Origin of the sequence: Aquiflexum gelatinilyticum, assembly GCF_024813435.1 — a bacterium.
GTDB classification, from domain to species: Bacteria; Bacteroidota; Bacteroidia; order Cytophagales; family Cyclobacteriaceae; genus Cognataquiflexum; species Cognataquiflexum gelatinilyticum.
Genome location: NZ_JANAEZ010000001.1, coordinates 95,135 through 116,960 on the forward strand (window position 1 = coordinate 95,135; position 21,826 = coordinate 116,960).

Annotated in this window: 20 protein-coding genes and 2 tRNA genes; 13 read left to right on the forward strand and 9 right to left on the reverse strand. The window is 39.8% G+C overall.

The genetic code is table 11. From position 1 onward, the window contains the following. The first annotated feature begins 1 nt into the window (after position 1). The gene (locus NK987_RS00395) at positions 2-676 is read left to right on the forward strand and encodes a LytR/AlgR family response regulator transcription factor (protein ID WP_259262255.1); all 675 of its coding nucleotides are present in this window, start codon (positions 2-4) and stop codon (positions 674-676) included. Positions 677-782: 106 nt separating this feature from the next. Here NK987_RS00395 and NK987_RS00400 read toward each other — a convergent pair whose 3' ends face one another. Continuing rightward, on the reverse strand, positions 783-1,541 hold the full coding sequence (locus NK987_RS00400; RefSeq protein ID WP_259262256.1) for a 3-keto-disaccharide hydrolase: 759 nt from the start codon (positions 1,539-1,541) through the stop codon (positions 783-785). Positions 1,542-1,714: 173 nt separating this feature from the next. Between NK987_RS00400 and NK987_RS00405 the strand changes: the two genes are divergently transcribed. Together NK987_RS00405 and NK987_RS00410 are read left to right on the forward strand one after the other, a co-directional pair. Then, the gene (locus NK987_RS00405; RefSeq protein ID WP_259262257.1) at positions 1,715-4,252 is read left to right on the forward strand and encodes a M14 family zinc carboxypeptidase; all 2,538 of its coding nucleotides are present in this window, start codon (positions 1,715-1,717) and stop codon (positions 4,250-4,252) included. Between the two features lie 167 nt (positions 4,253-4,419). Continuing rightward, positions 4,420-6,624, forward strand: a complete 2,205-nt coding sequence (locus NK987_RS00410; protein ID WP_259262258.1) for a B12-binding domain-containing radical SAM protein — start codon at positions 4,420-4,422, stop codon at positions 6,622-6,624. Positions 6,625-6,746: 122 nt separating this feature from the next. On the opposite strand, the gene NK987_RS00415 is transcribed toward NK987_RS00410, so the two are convergent. Together NK987_RS00415 and NK987_RS00420 are read right to left on the reverse strand one after the other, a co-directional pair. Next, positions 6,747-6,818, reverse strand: a tRNA-Glu gene (locus NK987_RS00415). Positions 6,819-6,857: 39 nt separating this feature from the next. Continuing rightward, positions 6,858-6,932, reverse strand: a tRNA-Glu gene (locus NK987_RS00420). Between the two features lie 192 nt (positions 6,933-7,124). On the opposite strand from NK987_RS00420, the gene gap reads away from it, so the two are divergent. Then, positions 7,125-8,120, forward strand: coding sequence for a type I glyceraldehyde-3-phosphate dehydrogenase (gene gap, locus NK987_RS00425; protein ID WP_259262259.1), 996 nt, complete (start codon positions 7,125-7,127; stop codon positions 8,118-8,120). A 5-nt stretch (positions 8,121-8,125) separates the two neighbouring features. Here gap and NK987_RS00430 read toward each other — a convergent pair whose 3' ends face one another. From NK987_RS00430 to NK987_RS00445, 4 genes are all read right to left on the reverse strand, one after another. Next, positions 8,126-8,488, reverse strand: coding sequence for a hypothetical protein (locus tag NK987_RS00430; RefSeq protein ID WP_258424528.1), 363 nt, complete (start codon positions 8,486-8,488; stop codon positions 8,126-8,128). After that, positions 8,488-9,711: a BaiN/RdsA family NAD(P)/FAD-dependent oxidoreductase gene (locus NK987_RS00435; RefSeq protein WP_258424529.1), complete on the reverse strand. Its 1,224-nt coding sequence runs from the start codon at positions 9,709-9,711 to the stop codon at positions 8,488-8,490. Before NK987_RS00435 ends, NK987_RS00430 begins: the two co-directional genes overlap by 1 nt. A 2-nt stretch (positions 9,712-9,713) precedes the next feature. Continuing rightward, a complete protein-coding gene (locus NK987_RS00440) occupies positions 9,714-11,255 on the reverse strand; it encodes a helicase HerA-like domain-containing protein (RefSeq protein ID WP_259262260.1) in 1,542 nt (513 codons plus the stop codon). Between the two features lie 92 nt (positions 11,256-11,347). Beyond that, positions 11,348-11,755 carry a DUF4332 domain-containing protein gene (locus NK987_RS00445; protein ID WP_259262261.1) on the reverse strand — a complete coding sequence of 136 codons (408 nt, stop codon included), beginning with the start codon at positions 11,753-11,755 and terminating at the stop codon, positions 11,348-11,350. 367 nt (positions 11,756-12,122) lie between these two features. Between NK987_RS00445 and NK987_RS00450 the strand changes: the two genes are divergently transcribed. Continuing rightward, entirely contained in the window at positions 12,123-12,812 is a 690-nt protein-coding gene (locus NK987_RS00450; protein WP_259262262.1) for a molecular chaperone DnaJ, read from the forward strand. Positions 12,813-12,950: 138 nt separating this feature from the next. On the opposite strand, the gene NK987_RS00455 is transcribed toward NK987_RS00450, so the two are convergent. Then, on the reverse strand, positions 12,951-13,553 hold the full coding sequence (locus tag NK987_RS00455) for a tetratricopeptide repeat protein (protein ID WP_259262263.1): 603 nt from the start codon (positions 13,551-13,553) through the stop codon (positions 12,951-12,953). A gap of 17 nt (positions 13,554-13,570) precedes the next feature. Beyond that, positions 13,571-14,389, reverse strand: a complete 819-nt coding sequence (locus NK987_RS00460; protein ID WP_259262264.1) for a 2,3,4,5-tetrahydropyridine-2,6-dicarboxylate N-succinyltransferase — start codon at positions 14,387-14,389, stop codon at positions 13,571-13,573. 36 nt (positions 14,390-14,425) lie between these two features. Here NK987_RS00460 and NK987_RS00465 point away from each other — a divergent pair, with 36 nt between their 5' ends. From NK987_RS00465 to NK987_RS00500, 8 genes are all read left to right on the forward strand, one after another. Continuing rightward, positions 14,426-15,550, forward strand: coding sequence for a glycosyltransferase (locus NK987_RS00465; RefSeq protein ID WP_259262265.1), 1,125 nt, complete (start codon positions 14,426-14,428; stop codon positions 15,548-15,550). Between the two features lie 434 nt (positions 15,551-15,984). Continuing rightward, entirely contained in the window at positions 15,985-16,647 is a 663-nt protein-coding gene (locus NK987_RS00470) for a metal-dependent transcriptional regulator (RefSeq protein WP_259262266.1), read from the forward strand. A gap of 197 nt (positions 16,648-16,844) precedes the next feature. Then, positions 16,845-17,294, forward strand: coding sequence for a thioredoxin family protein (locus NK987_RS00475; protein WP_258424538.1), 450 nt, complete (start codon positions 16,845-16,847; stop codon positions 17,292-17,294). A gap of 2 nt (positions 17,295-17,296) precedes the next feature. Beyond that, positions 17,297-18,679 (forward strand): tRNA uridine-5-carboxymethylaminomethyl(34) synthesis GTPase MnmE, encoded by a 1,383-nt coding sequence (mnmE, locus tag NK987_RS00480; protein ID WP_259262267.1) that lies wholly within the window; start codon positions 17,297-17,299, stop codon positions 18,677-18,679. 244 nt (positions 18,680-18,923) lie between these two features. Beyond that, positions 18,924-19,313 carry an excisionase family DNA-binding protein gene (locus NK987_RS00485; protein ID WP_259262268.1) on the forward strand — a complete coding sequence of 130 codons (390 nt, stop codon included), beginning with the start codon at positions 18,924-18,926 and terminating at the stop codon, positions 19,311-19,313. Then, entirely contained in the window at positions 19,310-20,419 is a 1,110-nt protein-coding gene (locus tag NK987_RS00490) for a tyrosine-type recombinase/integrase (RefSeq protein ID WP_259262269.1), read from the forward strand. Before NK987_RS00485 ends, NK987_RS00490 begins: the two co-directional genes overlap by 4 nt. 6 nt (positions 20,420-20,425) lie before the next feature. After that, entirely contained in the window at positions 20,426-21,340 is a 915-nt protein-coding gene (locus NK987_RS00495; protein WP_259262270.1) for a hypothetical protein, read from the forward strand. Between the two features lie 213 nt (positions 21,341-21,553). Beyond that, positions 21,554-21,820 carry a helix-turn-helix domain-containing protein gene (locus NK987_RS00500; RefSeq protein WP_259262271.1) on the forward strand — a complete coding sequence of 89 codons (267 nt, stop codon included), beginning with the start codon at positions 21,554-21,556 and terminating at the stop codon, positions 21,818-21,820. The last annotated feature ends 6 nt before the right edge of the window (positions 21,821-21,826 follow it).

Consider the following 21,826-nt stretch of genomic DNA (forward strand, 5'->3'; position numbering starts at 1 on the left):
TATGCTCCATGCCATAGCCATAGACGATGAACCGATGGCCCTCGAGGTAATCAAAGCCCATGCAGCCAAAGTGCCTTTCTTGGATTTGCGTAAGGTTTTCACAGATGGAATCCTTGCCTTGGATTATATCAGAAGCGAGCAGGTGGACTTGATTTTCCTTGATATCAAAATGCCCGATATCTCAGGGCTCGAGCTCGCGGCTTTGATTCCGAAGGACACCATGGTCATATTTACTACAGCTTACTCAGAGCACGCTGTGATGAGTTTCGAATTGGATGCGAAGGATTACCTGCTCAAACCTTTTAACCTTGGGAGGTTTTTAAAAGCCTGCCAAAAAGCGCAGGAATGGCATGAACTCAAAAATGGAAATGCCGCAGGGACCATTTTTGTCAAAACAGGCTATGAGCAAATAAAGGTCAATTTCGATGAGTTGCTCTTTTGCGAGGCAAATGGGAACTATGTGAATTTCCAGCTTCCGAAAGAAAAAATCCTTAGTAGAATGACCCTCGCAGAAGTCGAAAAAATCCTGCCTTCCAATTTTGTCAAATCCCACCGTTCCTTTTTGGTGAATATCCAACATGTCCAAAAAATCGAGAGGCACCAATTGACTATTGGAGATAAACTCGTCCCAATCAGTGTCAGTTATCAGGAAGGATTGATGGATAGGTTGAAGTAAGGAATTCTGAAGTTAAAAGTTAGAAGTAAAAAAAAGACAGAAGACGTAAGGATGTGTATTGCCTTCCATCTTCTGTCTTCCGTCTAAAATTGAAAATTGTCCTCAATTACAACTTCCTCACCCAGATATTCCTGAAGCTTACCAAATCCCCGTGATCTTGGAGTTCTAGCGGCATTTCGGCAGCATGTGCTTTGTAATTTGGAATTCCGATGTATTCGGTTGGGCCCTTAAGTTCAACATTGTTCTGTACCAAAATCCCATTGTGCAGAACAGTGATTCTAGCAGGAGTAACCAACATGCCATCAGCATTGAACTTTGGAGCGGTAAAAATCACATCGTAAGTATTCCATTCTCCCGGAGCTTTCATCGCATTAACCAAAGGAGGATGTTGCTTGTAGATACTTCCTGCCTGACCGTTGGAATAGGTTCTGCTTTCATATGAATCCAAAACCTGTAATTCATACAAAGACATCAAGAAGATTCCGGAATTTCCTCTACCCTGACCTTCACCTTTGATTACAGTAGGTGCTGACCATTCGATATGAAGCTGCATATCCCCAAAACCTTGCTTGGTTTTGATCGCACCAGTTCTTGGGACTACTGTAAATGCACCGTTTTCGACTTTCCATTGTGGGGCACTTCCATCCTTTGAACTGACAAAGTTATCAAGGTTCTTGCCATCAAAAATGACAATCGCATCAGAAGGTGCTTGACCCATTTGGGCAGCAGCCGTCACTTTTCTAGGAACAGGTTCCCAAAATTCAGTAGCTTCCGGTGGTAGTTTGATGTCTTTTTGTTGTGCAAATAATGGCATTGCCGCCATGAAGGCAATCATTGTCAAAGACGCTTGAAAAAGCTTTTTCATAGGTTTATTGGTTTATTTATTGTTTTTAGTTTTGATGGATCCAAATGAAGGATTCAACTTTACAATTCTTTCGCGTTCCAAATTAAGTCAATTCGCAAGCTTTCAAAAGCCGTTGATGGATTTTTGGTTTTGGTTCTGCTACCTTACAGGTAATTTCCTCCAAATTTAAACCTATGCGAAAGAAACTACTACTGATAACTTTGCTCTTGCTCCATATATATTCTGCAAAAGCCCAAAAGGAATATTATTTTCCAGGAGAAACTTTCTCTAATGACATTCCAAGTCCCTACTCCTATCTGGGCTACCACGTTGGAGAATGGCATACCCGATACGACCGTCTTGTGGGATATTTTCAGTTGTTGGCTGACAAATCGGATATGGCAGAGCTTGTCACCATCGGCTATACCAATCAGCTCAGGCCCTTGGTTGTCCTGGTTATCAGCAATAAAGAAAACATCTCCAATTTGGAATCCATAAGGACAAACCACCTCAAGTTGGTAGATCCAACCTTGCCCATGCCTGATGTCAGCGGCATGCCGGCCATCGTCAACCTTGCCTACAGCGTCCACGGTAATGAACCTTCGGGAGGAGAAGCTTCTATTTTGACAGCTTATTGGCTTTTGGCTTCGCAAAGTGACCTTGCCAAAGAAATCAGAAACAATGCCGTGGTCATGATCGATCCCGCCATCAATCCGGACGGAAGGGACAGACATACCAATTGGGCAAACATGCACAAAGGTTCGCCGCCTGTCGCAGATCCATTGGACAGAGAACACAATGAAATATGGCCTTCAGGACGCGTCAACCACTATTGGTTCGACCTGAATAGGGATTGGTTGCCTTTGGCACAAGTGGAATTACAAAGCAAAATCGCTTGGTATCATACTTGGTATCCAAACGTAGTGGGAGATTTTCACGAAATGGGAACCAATGCCACCTACTTCTTTGAACCGACCAAACCTTTTGGCAGTGAAAACCCTGTGATTCCAAGAAAGAACTATGACGAAATCAACAATAAGTTTGCGGTCTATTTTGCAAAGGCGTTGGATGATATTGGCAGTTTGTATTGGACCAAGGAAGTATTTGACAACAGCTATCCGGGATATGGTTCTACCTATCCGGATATTCAGGGAGGTTTGGGATTGGTATTTGAACAGGCGAGTTCGCGGGGTCATATCCAAAGCTCTCAGCGTGGCGATATTACCTTTCAATTTACGATACGGAACCAACTCAAAACTTCTATTGCCACCATGGAAGCCGGTGTCAAGGAAAGGGAATATATGCACAAATACCTTCGTGAATATTTCCAAACTGCGATCACTGAAGCAGGAAAAGACAAAGCCAAAGGGTATATTTTTGGAGATGAGTCAGACGATTCCCGTAACAGACTTTTCTTAAAGTTATTGTTAGATCATAAAATCAAAGTACTTGAAAATGATAAAGATATAACCTCAGAAGAAAAGTCATTTAAGAAAGGAAAATCCTGGATTGTTCCTACATCCCAAACACAATACAGGATGGTAAGATCGATGTTTGAGAAGGTGACTACATTTTCAGATTCGGTATTTTACGACGCTTCATCTTGGACCATGGCCTTGGCATATGGCATGCCTTTCGCCACGCAAACAGTTGTTAGCGGAAAAGAAATCAAGGAATTGCCAAGCCAAAACTTGACCTTCCCGGCCGATGGGAAGTATGTTGCATATATGGTGGATTGGTCCGATTATTTTGCTGCCAAATTCCTGAACCATATTCAGTCAGCAGGAGTCCATGTTGAAGTTACTGCGCAGCCATTTACTTCAAATACCGATCAAGGCTCAAAGGAATTCCCTGCAGGTTCATTGGTCATTCCTACGGCTTTCCAAAAACTTTCTCAAGAAGAATTGAGAAAAGCACTGAAAGAAGCAGCTGACTTATCAGGCCAAAATGTATTTGCAAGCACGACAGGATTCAGCTTGAAAGGGATTGACTTGGGTAGCGGCAGTATTTCAGCCATCCAAAAACCAAAAGTTCTCATGCTTGTCGGTCAGGGAACCTCCCAATATGAAGCCGGGGAAATTTGGCACCTGTTGGATACCAAAGTTGGAATGCCAATTACAAAAGTGGATTTGGGATTGTTTGGGAGGGTGAATCTGTTTGATTACACCACTTTGATCCTTCCTTCAGGGAATTATTCTAGTCTTTCAGCACCGCAAATTGCCCATTTGAACGATTGGCTTTCTAGAGGCGGAACCATCATTTCCATGCGGACAGCAAGTCAATGGCTCCAAAGTAAAGAGATTGTTCAGGAAGAATTTGTTACTTCCGAAGCAGCAAAAGGTCCTGAATCCGTCGCATTTGCCGACTCCAGGAACTTATCCGGAGCGCAGGAAATCGGTGGAAGCATTTATTTGGGAAAATTGGACACTACACATCCTTTGGGTTTTGGTTACAAAAACTCAGAAATTCCTGTTTATAGAAATACAACGCTTTTCTTCAAACCATCTAAAAACAAATCCCAAACCCCGGTCAGGTATACAACAAATCCTTTGCTTGGCGGTTACGTTTCTCCGGCAAACCTTGAAAAAATCAAGCAAAGTGCAAGTGTATTGGTGTCACCTGTCGGTCAGGGAAGGGTAATTCACTTTATCGACAACCCGAATTTCCGCGGCACATGGTTTGGAACAAATAAGCTGTTCTTCAATGCCATCTTCTTTGGAGATAAAATTTAATTGATTTTGAACCACAAAAGAAATAAAAGAGGACAAAGACCTAAGCATAAATATTTAAATGTTAAGTTTCTTTTGTTTTTGTTTGTTCCTTTGGTGGTTCATTCATTTTAAGATTCTTTAGTGGTTATCTTTAAAAATTGCCGAAATTTGAAGCAAATCATTTTACTGTGTCCAAATCAATTCTCCTTCTTACGCCACCCTTTACCCAACTTAATACACCCTACCCGGCGACAGCTTATATCAAAGGGTATCTGAATACAATAGGGAAATCAGCATTTCAAAGTGACTTGGGCATCAAAGTTATTCTGAGAATTTTTTCAAAAGAAGGTTTAACCAAAGTATTTCAATCTATTGAAAATAAAGGAGTTAAAAATTATTCCTCGAACATCCAAAGAATAGTCAAATTACAGAAAGACTATTTGCATACCATTGATCCTGTCATCCGATTCCTGCAGTTTGACAATCCCACTTTGGCTTATAATATCTGTGACGGCGACTTCCTGCCACAAGCCTCCCGCTTTGACCAATTGGATGATTTGGATTGGGCATTTGGAACGATGGGCATCCAAGACAAAGCTAGGCATTTCGCAACTTTGTACCTGGAAGATATCGGGGATTTGATCTCTGAGGCCTTGGATCCGCACTTTGGTTTTAGCCGGTATGCAGAGCGTTTGGGAAGGTCGGCGACTTCATTTGATGCTTTGAATGAGGCTTTGGAAGGTCCCGAATCTTTTACTGATCAGTTTTTAATGGAGGAATTGGATAAACTGATCCAAGAAACCGATCCTTATTTTGTATGTCTTTCGGTACCTTTCCCCGGAAATCTTTACGGCGCTTTGCGGTGTGGAAAATTTATCAAGACTAATTATCCCCATATCAAAGTGGCTATGGGAGGCGGCTATCCCAATACTGAACTCCGGTCAATCAATGAGCCTAGGGTATTTAACTTTTTGGATTTCATCACTTTAGATGATGGAGAAAGGCCCCTCACCTGCCTGTTGGAGCATTTGGATGGTGAAAGAAGTCTTGACCAACTCAAAAGAACCTTTGCCTTGGTCGATGGGAAAGTCACCTACCACAATGGCGCCAAAAACACCGACATTCCCTTTAGCCAAACAGGAACGCCTGATTATTCGGGTTTGCCTCTGAACAAATACTTGTCAGTCATCGAGATTGCCAACCCCATGCACCGCCTTTGGTCGGATGGCCGGTGGAACAAGCTGACGATGGCACATGGCTGCTATTGGAAGAAATGCTCCTTTTGTGATGTGACCTTGGATTATATCAAAAATTACGAGCCGATCAGCGCCAACATCATCTGTGACCGGATTGAGGAATTGATTGCACAGACTGGAGAAACGGGCTTTCACTTTGTGGATGAAGCAGCCCCCCCTGCCCTGATGCGGGAATTGGCGATCGAAATCCTTAAGAGAAACCTCAAAATCACTTGGTGGACCAATATCCGTTTTGAAGAAAGATTTACATATGACCTGTGCAGGTTACTGAAGGCTTCCGGATGCATTGCCGTTTCAGGGGGGTTGGAAGTAGCTTCAGACAGGTTGCTGCAGATGATGCAAAAGGGTGTCACTGTCTCCCAAGTAGCCCGTGTGGTAAGGAATTTCACAGAATCAGGCGTGATGGTTCATGCTTACCTGATGTACGGTTTTCCGACGCAGACTGCGCAAGAAACCATTGACAGCCTGGAGATGGTCAGGCAACTCTTTATGAACAATATCCTGCAATCGGGATTTTGGCATTTGTTTGCGATGACATCCCATGCGCCAATCGGGATTGACCCTGGTGCATTTAAAGTAGTCCGTACCGGACCTGAAAAAGGCCTGTTTGCCGACAACGACCTGAGTCATGAGGATCCCAATGGTGCTGACCATGAACTTTTTAGCGAAGGCCTCAAAAAAGCCCTTTTCAATTACATGCATGGGATCTGTTTTGATTTTCCGCTTCAGGAGTGGTTTAGTTTCAAAATCCCAAAAACATCCGTTTCTCCCAATTTCATCTACAATGCCATTCAGATCGAAACAGGAAATGTTATGAAACCCAATGCCAAATTAATTTGGTTGGGAAATGAACCTGAACTGGAGAGAACTGCTTTTGTGAAAAAAGGTAAAAAGACAGAAATGTGGCCTTTGGTGATCGAAAACAAAAATGGAACAGATGAAATCCTCGTCAGACAGGAAGAAGGAGAATGGCTTGAAACAATCCTTCGGGATATCACACCCAAACTTGGAAAAAAAGAGATGACCTTTGCGGAGTTTGAAGAGAAATACGTGGCAGCAAATTTAGGAGATTTTGACCGCTTCCTAGGATCCAAAGTCTGGAGAGGCTTATTGGAATTTGGATTGGTATTGGTTTAAATAAGAAAAACCCGGCCTAGAAGACCGGGTTTTCATTCACTTTAACCACTAACAACCATAAAACAAATTCTTCATGCATACTTTCGTATGCAATCCGAAAGATGAAAAACATCAATTTGTTGTAGTCGATACGGGAATCGAACCCGTGTTTTATCCGTGAAAGGGATACGTCCTAACCCCTAGACGAATCGACCATGCAGTCAAAAAGAAAACACTGGATTTTTCCAGTGTTTTGGTAGTCGATACGGGAATCGAACCCGTGTTTTATCCGTGAAAGGGATACGTCCTAACCCCTAGACGAATCGACCATTTTTGTGGGTTTTGACCTCTTTTTTGAAAGGTGTTGCAAATATAGCGGGTTAAAACAAGAATGCAAAACAAGACAGAAAAATATTTGGTTTTGGAAGTCAAAACATTGATAACTAACCTAAAAAAATATTGGAAGCCTTTCCCCGCAAATCCTTACTTTCGCCTTTGATTTAAATTCCCAATTAGCTGACATGAAAAAAACGAGAGTGGCAATCAATGGCTTTGGACGTATCGGAAGGTTGACCTTCAAGCTTTTACTTGAAAAAGAAGACATCGAACTCATTGCTGTCAATGACCTTACGGACCCTGTTACCCTTGCCCATCTGCTTCAGTATGATTCTGTTCACGGAAAATACCCCTTTGCCGTCAAAGCGGTGGATGGAAATATTGAGGTAAAGGGAAAAACCATCCGGATCTTTGCTGAAAGAAATCCGGAAAATATTCCATGGGGCGATCTTGACATCGATATTGTGTTGGAGTCCACGGGCAAATTCACAGAAAAACCACTTGCTGAAGGCCACCTCAAAGCAGGTGCAAAAAAAGTAATCATCACTGCTCCTTCACCAAGTAAAGAAATACCAACCATAGTTCTTGGTGTCAACGACCATATCCTTTCAGGTGAAGAGAAAATCATCTCAAACGCCTCTTGCACAACTAACTGCCTTGCACCGATGGTTAAGGTTTTGGAGGATCATTTTGGGATAGAAAAAGGATTTGTCTCCACCGTGCATTCCTATACCAATGACCAAAACCTGCATGATGCCCCGCACAGGGATTTAAGAAGGGCTAGGGCTGCGGCATATTCCATCATCCCGACCACCACCAATGCAGCAAAGGCGATGGAAATTGTATTGCCTGCACTAAAAGGGAAAATCGAAGCTTCTGCGATGCGGGTTCCTGTTCCTGATGGTTCGCTCACTGATTTGGTGGTATTGCTAAAAAAAGAAACCACAACAAAGGAATTGAATGCTGTTTTTAAAAAAGAGTCTGACGGTGATATGAAAGGAATCATTGAATTTGAAGAAGCGCCAATTGTTTCTATTGACATCATTGGAAATCCTCACTCATGCATATTTGATTCGGCATTGACATCAGTCAAAGGAAACCTGGTCAAAATAGTAGGATGGTACGACAATGAAGCAGGCTATTCAAATCGATTGGTTGACCTGATCCAAAAAATAAGATAGCTACTCTAGCTTTTTTCCACATCCAAATGCAACGCAACCTGATCTATGGCGTCTTGGACAGCATCAAGGAAACGCTCAAGGTGTGCAATAAAACCCTCATTGAATCCCTTATCTGTAAGAATATCTTTTCCTTCTTGAATCACTTCGTTCAAAACATTGATTTCGAACAAGGCTAGCGCAGGCTTTACCTTATGCCGGATCTGAGAGATGATCTCAAGGTCTTTCAATTCAGAGCCTTCGAGATACTTTTCCTTTAGCTCCGAAAGTGATTTATATAAAGCACTTACCAGTTCTGCTCTAAATTCAGCATCACCTTCAGCCATTTCTTCTATTCTGTCAAAATTGACAGGGAGTTGTTTTTCGAGCATTATTTTTCTGGTTGACCTGCACTTACTCCTGCAACATATCCGGTACTCCAGGCGGCCTGAAAATTGAATCCTCCTGTTATCCCATCTAAATTCAATACTTCACCTGCAAAAAACAAACCATCAATAAGTTTGCTTTCCATAGTCTCAGGGTCGATCTCATCTAAGACCACTCCACCGGCCGTAACGAATTCTTCCTTGAAGGTAGTCTTTCCATCTACACATACAATATAGCAAAAAAGATTTTGAACCAATTTATTGAACTGTTTTTTTGGCAAATTTTGCCAAATAATGTCAGGCTCCATCTCTGATTTTTCACAGAGATGTTCCCATAATCTACCCGGTATCCCAAACAAGGGATTGGTACTGATTTTCTTTTTTGGGTGATTTTTTTGAAAAGAAAGAAGCTCCATGACAAGCCACTCTTCGGACCAATCATTTGACCACCTGATATGTGCCTTGGCTTTATATTGTTGGTCAAAAAGCCATTTTGCACCAAAGGCTGATAATTTCAAAACTGCCGGTCCACTCAATCCCCAATGTGTAATCAGCAAAGGGCCTCTGTAGGCCATTTTAGTACCTTCAAGTCGGACGAAAGTATCAGGAAGTGAAATACCCATCAATTTTCTGATTGGTTCCTGTGGTGTATTGAAGGTGAATAAAGAAGGAATCGGCTGTTCAATACTGTGTATAAAACCTGAAAGAAAATCAAACCCTTCCAATTTTGGATTTCCTCCAGAACAGACGATGATCCTGTCAAAATGAAGCTTTTTGTCATCTGACCAAAGTTCAAACCCTGGGTTTTTGGTAATGATTTTTTTTACATTAAAGTTAAAAAGTACCCTAACTCCTACCCGATTGGCAGCATGTTGTAAAGCATCAATAATGGATTGTGAATCATCCGAAACAGGAAACATCCTTCCATCTGCCTCGGTTTTCAAAGTTACTCCATTGGATTCAAACCAGTTGATGGTATCATTAACAGCAAAAAGGCGGAATACTTTCTTAAGAAATTTTTCACCTCTTGGGTAGTTTTTTGAAAGGGAAGAGATCTCAAAGGCAGCATGGGTGACATTACACCTACCGCCTCCCGAGATCTTCACTTTAGCGAGTGACTTGGAAGTCTTCTCGATGATAGTCACTTCAGCATCCCATTGGGCGGCATGAATGGCAGCAAAATACCCTGCCGCACCGGCTCCAATGACACCGATTTTTAGCCTACCCACCCTTATCTTCTTTTACTTCCCGAAAATGAACCCAATATTCCCCTGGTCAATTCCCTGAAGATACTTCTACCGATTTGTCTTACCATGGTGTTTTTGCTGAGTTCTTCGATGATGGAGGTTTCCTGGATAGGCTTTCCTTTGGATTTTGCACTTGGAATAGATTGGTTTTTGGAGGCTTCTGCCGCAGCTTCTGCCCTGCTGATCTTTTGATCCAAAAGTTCAAAAGCACTTTCCCTGTCTATTTCTACATTATACTTTTTAACAAGGGAAGAGCGATGGACCAAGCTGTCAATTTCACTTTCAGTCAAAATATCCATCCTCGAAACAGGAGGACGCAAAAGTGTATGTGCCAAAGGGGTCGGGATTCCTTTTTCATTCAAAACTGTCACCAATGCCTCTCCAATCCCCATTGAAGTCAAGACTTCATCAGTTTTGTAGAATGCTGACAATGGATAATTTTCGGCCGTTTTGGTAATGGCTTTTCGGTCTTTGGCAGTAAAAGCTCTCAATGAATGTTGGATCTTTAAACCCAACTGTCCCAATACGTTATCAGGTACATCTGTTGGTGTCTGGGTACAGAAGAATACCCCAACTCCTTTAGATCTGATCAACTTTACAATGGCTTCAATTTTTTCGATCAAATCCTTAGATGCAGTGGAAAAGACCAAATGGGCCTCATCGATAAAGAGGCATAATTTTGGTTTGTCGGCATCACCCTGTTCGGGAAAAGTCTCATAAATCTCCGAAAGCAAGCTTAACATAAAGGTTGAAAAAAGCTTCGGCTGATTTTGGATATCCGTCAGCCGGATGATCGAAACCACACCCTTGCCATCTACTGTTCTTACAAAATCCTGCACATCAAAGGAAGGTTCTCCAAAAAAATTCTCTGCCCCTTGTTGTTCAAGTTCAATGATTTTCCTCATGATGGTATTCACTGTTGCAGAAGAAACAGCTCCAAATTCTTTGCTGATTTCTTCTTTGCCTTCATTGATCACAAACTGAAGGACTTTCTTGAGGTCTTTCAGGTCTAGCAAAGGCAAATGATGCGTGTCACAATACCTGAAAACCAATGCTATCACACCTCTTTGTGTATCATTCAGTTCCATTATCTGCGAAATCAGGACAGGGCCAAATTCAGATACAGTGGCTTTGAGTTTCACTCCTTTTTCATGGCTGATAGACATCAATTCTACAGGTAAACCGATAGCCTGATAATCAATCCCAATTAATCCGGCTCTCTTTTCAATATGCGGATTCATACTCCCGGATTGGGCAATTCCTGATAAATCCCCTTTCAGGTCCATCAGGACAGAGGGAACCCCATTGAGTGAAAGCTGTTCTGCAATCACCTGAAGGGTTTTTGTTTTTCCCGTTCCTGTAGCGCCGGCAATCAAACCATGCCTGTTTAATGTTTTTAGAGGGATTTTGACCTGAGCGTGTGGAATAGGCTCATGGTTCAAAATTCCGGTTCCGAGGATAATTGAATTCCCTTTGAAAGTGTAGCCTTGTTCTAAGTGTTGTTTAAAATCCTCTGCTTTACTCATGGTAAAAATGAATTGGGTTAAATATTTCAGCTAAAATAAAAAAACCTGAATACAAATAGCTGTATCCAGGTTTTTATTGGAATGAATTGATATCAATGGGTAACCATTGGCTCAAGATGTTTGGCTTGACCGATAAAATCCTCAATTTGGGAAAGTGCTGGAACAACCCTTGTCAGGTTTTTTTCAGCATTGGTTTCAGTCAAAGCTTTGTGAAGGTTTTCAGCATTTCGGGTTCTAAGTTCTTTGACTGTATCTACCCCCGCAGCTTTAAGCAATTCTGCGAACTGACTTGCTATTCCATTTATTCTGAACAAGTCAGCCATATTGACCCAGTCCAGAATTACCCCTTCTCCAATTCCGCTTGCATCAGCAATTTCTTTGCGTCCTTTTTTAGAAGCTCCTTTTTCTAAAAGGCCTTCAACAGTGGTAATTCCTGCTGCAGCAAGTTTTTCTTTGTTTGCGGGACCGATTCCTTCGATCATGGTAATTGTTTTTGCCATAAAATTTAAATTTTTAAGTGAAAGGAATAATTAAATAAGCCAAATGGATTAATATAAATGAACGTCATTAATTCATCCCAACAAACGATTTTTTGCCATCTTTCCAAGGATCCTAATAGCTAGTATTCCGATATAAGGCGACTCTATTTGGGTGATAAATTCAAAGTTCTTAAACAATTTTTCTCAAGATTTTGATTTTTTTTAAAAATTCAAACAGATTTTTACCATTGTTTTGTTGATTAAAGGTATTTACTTTGTCTGTAGTAAAAAAAGTAAGATTCCCAATTAGCCAATGGTTTTCCCCCAGCCTGTATTGAATCCAAATCATCTTTTCAAATTTATAATTACTGGAATATTTGTCATCTCCATGACCAATTCAGTTTTTTCCCAGGTTAAACCTAATCTTGGGGGATCTACTAGGTTGATGAACAGTGCCTTGGCAGAAATGGAAAGAAAGGATTACGAGAAAGCCAATGCTTACTTTAGGCAAATCATCGAAAGCAACCTTTCAATTCCTCCCGAAATGCCTTACTTTTTTGCTGAGACTCTTTTTGAACTTGGCCAATATGATAATAGTCTCAATTTTTTGAATAAATACCTTGAGATCAACGGATTCAAGGGAGATAATTATGAAGCTGCCAAAGATTTGGAAGTTAAGTTAAAATCCAATATGGCAAGTATTTACAATTGTAAGTTATGTGACAACCGCGGCTATCGTTACTTAAATTGTCCTACATGTGAAGGTGAAAAACAGATAGAACAAGCCTGTATGTACTGTAGAGCAAGGGGTGTCGTAGGGTGTATAAAATGTCGGGGCTCGGGTTTGGTCACCAAAAAAAATGTATTCAATATCATAGAATACTATGAATGTGAAAAATGCTCGGGAGAAGGAAAACATACCTGCCCAAAATGTATGGGAAGTTTGAAGGAATTGAGCGATTGCAGGACTTGTAGGGGTCAAGGCAGGTTATTATCAGAAGAAATCTGTGACCATAAGCCTATTAATCAACCGAGGTATTTCAATGGATTTGAAAAATTAAAGGAAATGAGCCATTGAGGGGTGGTTATTTGGTTAAGTGTTAATTGTTTATTTGATTAATGGTAAAGGGTTATTTCACTGTTGGGTAAAGGGTATAAATAGAAAAAACCTGATGGAACCTCAGGTTTTTTTGATAAAGTGTATCAAAAAGATTTTTTACTTACAATATTTTTCTAGGGCCATTTGAGCTTCTTTGAAATCCAACTTAAGCGCCGCTTTGATGTCTTCACAACCTGATTTTTTCTTATCCGTTGCGATTTTCAGCATTCCTCGATAGTAATACGCCTGCCCAAAATTCTTGTCCATTTGGATGGCTGCACTGTATTCCTTCATAGCTTCACCTGTATTGCCGATTTGATGCAATGCCCTGCCTTTTAGAAAGTAAGCCATAGCTGGAGCGCCAGGAACCTGCACGGCATAATCAGCATAAAGAAGTGCCGAATTATGGTTTTTTTGCTTTTGATAAATATTGGAAAGGCTCATCATGACTTGGGTATTTTTGCTGTCAATGGCAAAAGCAGCAAGAAAATCCTTTTCTGCCTTTTTGAATTCCCCCAATTCCTCATAGGCCCTACCTCTGTTATAAAGGCCTTTAAAGTATTTGGGATTATTTTTCAAAACCCTGTCATATTCAGCCAAAGCTTCTTCATATTGCTTTTGGCTAAATAAAGCATCTCCCTTATTGGAAATATTTTCCGAACAGGATGACATCAACATCATGCCAATAAGGGAGGCAAAAACCCAAATCTTTACTTTCATTTTGGTAATGATAATCTTTAAACGGCTACATTATTTTCTCTCAATGCATCGTTAAGGGACGTTTTTAGGTCGGTGGAAGGTTTTCTTTGGCCAATGATCAAGGCACATGGAACCTGAAATTCGCCTGCAGGAAATTTCTTTGTCAAGGATCCCGGAATCACCACAGATCTTTCAGGAACAAAACCTTTATATTCTTTTGGCTCAGAACCTGTAACATCAATGATCTTGGAACTCGCAGTAAGCGTTACGCCTGCTCCTATTACAGCCTCTTTTCCAATCCTTACTCCCTCTACGATGATTGCTCTTGAGCCGATAAAAGCTCCATCCTCTACAATGACAGGTGCAGCCTGAACGGGCTCTAAAACCCCTCCTATTCCGACACCGCCACTGAGGTGGACATTTTTACCTATTTGGGCACAAGAACCAACAGTCGCCCATGTATCAACCATCGTGCCACTATCTACATATGCCCCAATATTTACGTAAGATGGCATCATTATTACGCCACTTGCCAAAAATGCACCATACCTAGCCACGGCATGTGGAACCACCCGGACACCCTGCTTGGCATAGTTGGTTTTCAAGGCCATTTTATCATGGAATTCAAAAGGCCCAACCTCAATAGTATGCATTTTTTGGATCGGGAAATAAAGAATAACAGCCTTCTTGACCCAATCATTGACTTTCCAAGAACCGTCCTCTAAAGGCTCTGCAACTCGAATTCCGCCGCTATCCAATTCACTAATGACTGTTTTGATTGCTATTTCAACCTCTTTTTCTTTAAGTAATTCCCTGTTTTCCCAGGCTTTTTCGATAATTGACTTTAATAATTCCATATTTTTGATTTCTGTCTTTCTAATTTTTACCCGATTATGTCTCAAACCCAAATTGTGATTGCCTCTGTGCTTAAACCGCTAAAAGACCCGAGGCTATATTACAGGTTTGCCATTTCGATGCGTGAAACAAATAAATACCTTATTAACATCATAGGATTTTCGATAAAAAAAGAAACCGATGAAAAAAACATCAGATTTCATTCTATTTTTTCCAAAAACAGAAATGACTTCTCAAGGGCAGTGCTTGGTCTGAGGTTAATAAAAATCTTAATTCAGGTAAAGCCAAAATTAGTCATTATTACCACTTTCGAGTTATTGCCTGCAGCATTATTGGGGAAATTGTTTTTCAGGTATAATTTGGTCTATGACATACGCGAAAATTATGTCCTAAATCTTGAACAAAACAAAACACTCAGAGGCTTGAATAAAAGCCTTTCCAAATTACTCGTAAGGTTTATTGAATGCTGTTCAAATCCTTTTATCGAGCACTATTTTTTTGCAGAGAAAGTGTACCAAAAGGAATTTTCAAGGATTAAAAACTACACTGTTCTTCAAAACAAATATTTTGGCCAGATACAGGATGTCAAACCAGTAAAATTAAATGAAAAGAGGAAACTAAGGTTTCTAATATCCGGTACCTTGACAGAAGTATATGGAATCATAGAAGGCATCAAATGGTTCCAAACCATTTTGAGACATTTTCCACAGGCTTCTTTGACAATATTAGGCCATATCACTATGATAGATTATGGCGAAAAACTTCGAAGAATCTGCCTTGACCAAAAGTCAATCCATCTCCAAATTTCCGAAAATCCCCTGCCCTATTCTGATATCTTAAAGGGGTATCAGGAAACAGATATTGTCCTTCTTCCATACCATCAGATCCCTAGCATAAGCCCTAAAATTCCAAGCAAATTATATGAAAGCATTGCTTTGGGTAAGCCCTGCCTCTTTCAAAAAAATACCTTGTGGCATTCAATCTGTTCTGAATATCCTGCCGGAATTGGGATTGATTTCACTGACACCAACCATGCCCAAGAAAAACTTGAAGGTTTTTTGGATACTGAATTTTTTGTAAAAAAACCCGGAGAAGAAATATTGTGGAAAAGTGATGAAACTCTTTTTTTGCAAAAAATCGAACAGTTGGCCTATAGAGATTGAACTTTTGTGTTGATTTGCTTTGTCCTGATTCTTAGGTTTTAACCAATTTTTATTATCTAAAGAGGGGTTATTTAACCCATATGTTACTAATTCTTTTTTACAAATCAGGATTCTCTCCCCTACCTCAAGCATAAAAAAATTACTTAAAACCAAAAAAGTTATCCACGTTTTGGCCTTCTTGGAAACCCTTTTTGAGAATATGGAAACTCTGTAATCCTGAACAAATCCATAATAAAATAGAAATAAAATTGAAATTATATTATTGTATAACAGCAATTTAAGATTATATTTTTGCTTATCTAATATTATTTTTAGACTTATCTAAATCGCTAATCACGATCCATATTGAGTTATCCACACCTGATTTAGCCTGTATGAAAATATTTTTAAGGCCAATCTAAATTTCTATCTTTACACCTAAACCAACTAGAACTATGATTACCCTTACCTCTGCTGAAGAAAATTATTTGAAAGCCATCTACCACTTGTCTGATGGTGGAAAAAAAGGAGTGTCAACCAATGATGTATCCACGGAAATGAAAACTAAGCCTGCCTCGGTTAGTGACATGCTTCGGAAGTTAGGCGAAAAAGAAGTAATTGAATACCGCAAATACTACGGTCTCCACATTACTGAAGAAGGTAAAAAATTGGCCCTTCAAACAATCAGAAAGCACCGCATATGGGAAGTATTTTTGGTTCAGAAATTAAAATTCTCTTGGGATGAAGTTCATGAGGTAGCGGATGCTTTGTCCCATGTCAAATCAAAAAGTCTGATTCAAAGATTAGATGAGTATCTGGGTTATCCCAAGTTCGATCCACATGGAGATCCTATCCCAGATGAATTTGGGGATGTAAGGGTAAGGCCACGTCTCCCACTGAATGAAATTGAATTAGGTTCAACAGGTCAGATAGTAGCAGTCAAAGACAGCAGTCCTGCTTTCCTGAGGTACTTGGACAAAGTGGGAGCCTACATTGGTGCAAGGATCAAAGTCATGGACAAAACGGAATTTGACGGTTCAGTAGAAATATTAGTAGACAACAAAAAATCAATTTTCATGTCTAAGGATGTCGCGGGGAATATTTTGGTGATGATGTGAATGGGGTTAAATGGTTATTTGGTTAACTGTTTTGTGGTAATCGAACATTATAAATTCATCATTCTTAATTCTTAATTTCCCAAAATCTTGAATCTTGTGTCTAATGCCTAGATATCTGATGCTTGATACTTTAATCAAGGAAATTGAACTTCAAACCAAAGCAAGTCGTTAAATTTGAACAAAATAAGATTAACCATATGAAAAAGTTATTTGGCGCTTTGCTGATCACCCTATTCAGCTTCCAAATCGCAATGGCACAGGACAAAATCACTTGGCTGACATTTGAGGAGGCTGCTGCAAAAACTGCTGAAGAACCCAAAATGATCTTTGTGGATGTTTACACCGATTGGTGTGGATGGTGCAAGAAAATGGATAAGGACACTTTTACCGACCCTGAAGTCATTGGATTTATCAACAATAACTTCTATGCTGTCAAAATGAATGCAGAAGACGTCAAGAGGAAATTCAGTTTCAAAGGCAAAGAATATACCGAAGCCACCATGGCAAGAGCGATGAGGGTAAGTTCATATCCAAATTTTGTAATCATGGATGCCGCCATGGAAAACATCGCCCAATTCCCAGGTTATAGAGAACCTGTTCCATTCCTTACAGGTATGGAAGACCTTCTAAACAAATTCGGAAAGTAAGTATGTCATTTTCCCTTCACGAAAAAGAAGATACCATCGTGGCATTGGCCACCCCTCAGGGAGTTGGTGCCATTGCGGTCATCCGACTTTCGGGAAAGGATGCAATCAAAATCACAAACAGGATTTTTAAAGGGAAAGACCTTGAAAAGCAGGCCTCCCATACCATACATTTTGGAACTATCCGCGATGAAGAAAAAATCATAGATGAAGTTTTGGTCTCCATTTTTGTCGCACCGAAATCCTTTACCAAAGAAAACGTGGTGGAAATCTCCACCCACGGATCCTCCTATATTGTCAATCAGGTCATCAAGCTTTTTGTTAGCCATGGTGCCCGACCGGCCAAACCGGGAGAATTTACCCAAAGGGCTTTTCTCCATGGGCAGTTTGACCTGGCACAGGCTGAGGCAGTAGCTGACTTGATCCATTCAGATTCTGAGACCTCCCACCAAGCAGCCATGAATCAAATGCGCGGTGGCTTCAGCAGCGAGATTCAAAAACTCCGAAATGAGCTGATCCATTTTGCTTCGATGATAGAGCTTGAACTTGATTTTGGGGAGGAAGACGTGGAGTTTGCAAACAGGAATGACCTGAAGGTCCTGGTGGAAAAATTGCTCCGCGCCGTTGAACTGCTGATATCAAGTTTTGACTTGGGCAATGTGATCAAAAATGGTGTTCCCACGGTCATCGCCGGCAAACCCAATGCTGGGAAGTCCACATTGCTCAATGCCTTGCTCAATGAGGAAAAAGCAATTGTGTCAGAAATTGCTGGCACCACCCGGGATTTTATCGAAGATGAAATCAATATCGGCGGGGTAATTTTCCGCTTTATAGATACCGCTGGACTGCGGGAAACAACGGATATCATCGAAGCAATCGGAGTCAGCCGGACTCAGGAGAAGATGAAAACAGCATCTCTTATTCTGTACCTTTTTGACCTGACAGATACGGATATGGTCGAAATCAATCGGGATATCAATAGGTTAGAAAATCAGGGAGTTCCTTTTATCAAAGTTGCCAACAAAATCGATAAGGCGTCACCGGATTTTGTGAGGGAACTGAAGGCAAAGTATCCAGATACCATTTTTATTTCCGCAGGGCAAAAGGAAAATCTTGAAGTGTTGAAAAGCCGCATTTTGGAGTTGGTCAATCTGGATAAATTCCGAACAGGAAACACCATCGTGATCAATATCCGTCATTATGATTCTTTGGTCAAAACGAGACAGTCGTTATTGGATGTGTTGGAAGGTTTGGACAGGCAGATCACCAATGATTTTTTGGCGATGGATATCCGTCGGTCGCTCCATTACCTTGGGGAAATCACAGGTGAGATTACAACAGATGATTTGTTAGCCAACATCTTCTCAAAGTTTTGTATCGGGAAGTAGTCAACTTGATTATGTTTGATTTTAATTGATTTAGGGCTGATAAAGCCCTATTTTTTTGTTCCTATTTGATATTGTTTTACACTTTTTTGTTGCTAATTTGTTGCCAGATAATTTAAAATTTGTTGCCAAATAAAAATTCGGGAAATTATGTCGGTCTATGTCGGTCTATGTCATTCAATGTCGTCTCAAGTCATATTATGTCGCATTGTGTCAGTTTATCTTTCTCTCCTCAAATAAATGCATAATGAGTTCCAATATAAGGGTAAAAAGAAAATGCGACTATTGTAAGGAAGAGTTTGAAGCCAAAACACTCCATACCAGATATTGCTCCCATTCCTGCAACCGAAGACATTATAAACAAGTCAAACGGGAGGAAAAACTTTTTTCATACAAAGAAGAGTTTACTGACCCGGAAGAAAATGGCAATGACCAAAAAAAAATTGGATCAGAAAATCTGAAAGTTACGGGGATCCGTGAAAAAGACTATTTATCTATTTCAGAATCGGCAATATATTTAGGAGTCAGCAAGCGGACCATAGAGCGGAATATAGCTTCCGGTAAACTTCAGGTTGTCAGACTTGGTAACCGTGTGATTGTACCCAAAGAAAGCATCTCTAAATTACTTGGTGTATGAAAGTAAAATTGAGAAAAAGGAAAAAAGGAAAAAAACTGGCTTTGTACCTAGATTACTATCAGAAGGGTTTCAGAAAGACTGAATACCTTGACATCTTTTTGATCCCTGAACCTGAAAAAGGAAAACTTTCGGCTGCCCAGGTAGCTAGGAACAAAGAAACCCTTCGACTGGCCGAAGCCATCTGTCATCAGAAACAGTTGGATTTTCTCTCCGGAGCCTACGATGTGCATGACATAAAAAAGCAGAAATCACTGTTCATACCCTATCTTGAAAAACTTTCCATAAATAAAAATACGAGTTCAGGTAACGATGGGAACTGGAAAAGCATGATCAAACACTTTAAGGAATATGCCCATCCTGGAGTTACTTTTGAGAATATTACTGTGGGATTTATTGAGGGATTCAAAAAGCATCTGGATAAAGCTATCAAGTCCAATCGGGAGACATTGTCCCTTAATTCCAAGGTTTCTTACTTCAATAAATTTTTGGCAGCAATGAAGCAGGCAAAAACGGATGGAATAATCCCAGTCAATCCTGCAGAACGTGTAGCACCTTTCAGACCCATCGAAACAAGGAGGGAATTTCTGACAATTGAGGAATTAGAGGCTTTGGTGAAAACGGACTGTGATATTGCTGTATTGAAATCCGCATTTCTATTTTCTTGTTTGACTGGCCTTCGTTTTACCGACATTCAAAAATTAAGGTGGGAAGATGTGAGGCACACCTCAGATAACGGTTTTTTTATCCGATTCAGGCAAAGAAAGACACAGGCCGAGGAAACATTGATTATTCCACAGCAAGCTGCAGTCCTTATGGGTCAAAGAGATGGGGAAGGAGGAACAGTATTCCGTGGACTTCATTACAGTGCATGGAACAATCAAAAATTGGAATCTTGGATGGTGAAAGCAGGTATCCATAGGAAGGTGACTTTCCATGCAGCAAGGCATACTAATGCGGTGATGCATCTCTCTAAGGGAACAGATATATTTACCGTTTCTAAATTGCTTGGTCATAAGTCTCTCAAAACCACTCAGATTTATGCTAAAGTGATGGATCAGCAAAAAAAACAGGCTGTCGATAAGATTATACTTGAAAACCTCAAATAAATGATCATGGAAGAAACAAATGGCATATTCTATGAACTAGAGCAATTTATAAAAAGTCCAAATTTGAAAAAGCATCTCCTTAGAACCAAAGGAAATTCAGAAGGTTGGGAAAGCCTCTTTTCCAGCAGGGAAACTTTTAATAAAATTTATATTGGAGAGTTAATTGATTGTTTGATAAGAACAGGAAAGATCAGAATGATAAGAAAGTTGGCAGGGGAAGAATATTCCACATCAAAAATATTAAATGAAATAAATACTTATTCAGATTCCCTACTTGTTCAGTTAGAAGCTGCTGAAAAGACGAAAGTTTCCAAAGGTTTTGTTATAGATAAAACTGATTTTTTAAAATATCAATTTAATGGAGAATTAAATGATGCATCAATACTTTTAAAAAGTAAAGAGGAGTTTTTTGAGATGTTGAAGTTTAAATTAAATACTCATTTTAAGACTGAGGATGCATTGAGAAATATTTTTTTGGATATAGCTGCCCGTTCCTCTCGCTATAAAGCCTTGGATAATTTTGAGGATTTATATGATGTGTCAAAAAATGGTTGTAGTGAGGATTTAATTAGAGATTTTTATAACTATTTAGAAAAAGAGGAAATGATTTTATCAGATTATGATAGTTTCCGTGACTTATTAACTTGTAAAATCCCCATATCCAATGTTGTTTTTAGAAAACCTTCTGTATTAGGAAACCTAATCCGATTATTGTTTATGTATAGTTTTATGAAAACTTCTCACGAAACACCATGGAGTTTATATAGACCATATGTGACCTTCAAACAAACCAAATCAAAGGACCCGATCAATGATATAAGCAAAAATTACCAGAAGTATCAATGGGAAAAATTTAAAGATAAATTTTTAGCTAGTTACAGTCAACACACAAAATTTTTTAAGTCTCGTCCCAGTTATTAAATCTCATTTTTTGATTGCTTCGGATAATTATTATAAGCCAACGAGAATGTGATTTTTTTAAAGTATTTCATCTGTTTACTGTTTTTGCACTTATTTGATTGTGGCAGGTCTGAGATCTATCTACGTGTTAAAAAATTACGGTGCAACATAACGTAATAATAAATTTTTTATATGACCGTATTGATTCAAATTTGTAACCTTAACATAGAGTTTATGAGAAATTTAAATTATGACTCCTCTAAACAGGAATCAAACGATCACATTATGACAATTCAGCAGGCTGCTGAATACTTGGGGTATAAGGTTGGCTACTTATACCAGCTTACACATAAGCATGAAATTCCAGTTTTCCGTCTTCCAAATCGTCGCAAGCTTTTCTTTTCAAAGAACTCTTTAGACAAATGGATACTTACAAAAGACAACTATTGTATGACTACATCTGAGCTTGCATTAGCAGCATTAAATTATTCCAACAATTAATCACAG